This window comes from Nonomuraea sp. WAC 01424 (assembly GCF_003947315.1).
GTDB classification, from domain to species: Bacteria; Actinomycetota; Actinomycetes; order Streptosporangiales; family Streptosporangiaceae; genus Nonomuraea; species Nonomuraea spiralis.
In genome coordinates this window covers 1-982 of sequence record NZ_QHHZ01000062.1, presented here as the reverse complement: position 1 = coordinate 982, position 982 = coordinate 1, and the positions used below count along the sequence as shown (strand labels likewise).

Here is a 982-nt window from a genome sequence, read left to right as displayed (position 1 = left end):
AGATCGCTGATGTGAAATTCGGTGATCGGCTGCAGGCATGACGAAGGGCGTCCATGGTCGGTGTGTGAAGACTGACTTGGACGCCCTTCTGACCGCACTCTATGTGCATCTGGACGATCACGTGATGCCTTCGCTGGGACGGCCTCGCGGGCGAGGCCGTCCGCCGGTGCTGACCCCGGCCGAGGCGGTGGTCGTGGCAGTGGCGCAAGTGTTGCTGCGCTGTGATGACGAACGCCGCTGGATGCGGATGGCCGCCGGCCGGATCGGGCACCTGTTCCCCAGACTGCCGTCCCAGTCGCAGTACAACCGGCAACTGCGTGATCTGGGGCCGGCCATGTCAGCGGCGGCGCTGTGGCTGGCCCGCCAGATCCCGACCTGGCACGAGCCGTTACGACTGATGGACGGCACCCCGATCCGCTGCGGCGCCTCGCGGGTAACGGTCAACAGATCACACCTGGGTGAGATCGCCGGATACGGCATGGACAAGTCCCACCACGCCTTCTACTGGGGCGCCAAGCTGATGCTGATCACCACCGCCGACGGCGCGGTGACCGGCTTCAGCCTGGCCCACCCCAAAGAGCTCGATGAACGCAAGCAGGCCCTGCACCTGCTGCACGTCCACCAGATAGCCGACGGGCCATGCCCGATCGTGTGCGACAAGGGATTCGCTGGAGCCGGCATCGAGAAGGCCGCCGCCGATCTGGGCCATCTCCTGATCCGGCCGGCCCGCGAAGACGAGCCCGCACGCGCCCTGCCCTTTCCCGGCTGGCTGCGTCAGCGCATCGAGGCGATCATCTGGACTCTGAAGAACCAGCTCGGCCTCGAACGCCACAACGCCCGCCACCCAGACGGCCTCTGGGCACGCATCAGCCAACGCATCCTCGCGCTCAACGCCGCGATCTGGCACAACTGGAACACCGGCGCACCCGTGAAACGGTCCCTGGCTGCCTACGACCACTGACCCATATTCACATCAGCGATC

General features: G+C 66.2%; 1 protein-coding gene. It reads left to right on the top strand.

Annotated features, from left to right (window positions below):
• Positions 1-64 precede the first annotated feature (64 nt).
• The gene (locus DMB42_RS52720; RefSeq protein ID WP_125649943.1) at positions 65-961 is read left to right on the top strand and encodes a transposase; all 897 of its coding nucleotides are present in this window, start codon (positions 65-67) and stop codon (positions 959-961) included.
• Positions 962-982: the final 21 nt, after the last annotated feature.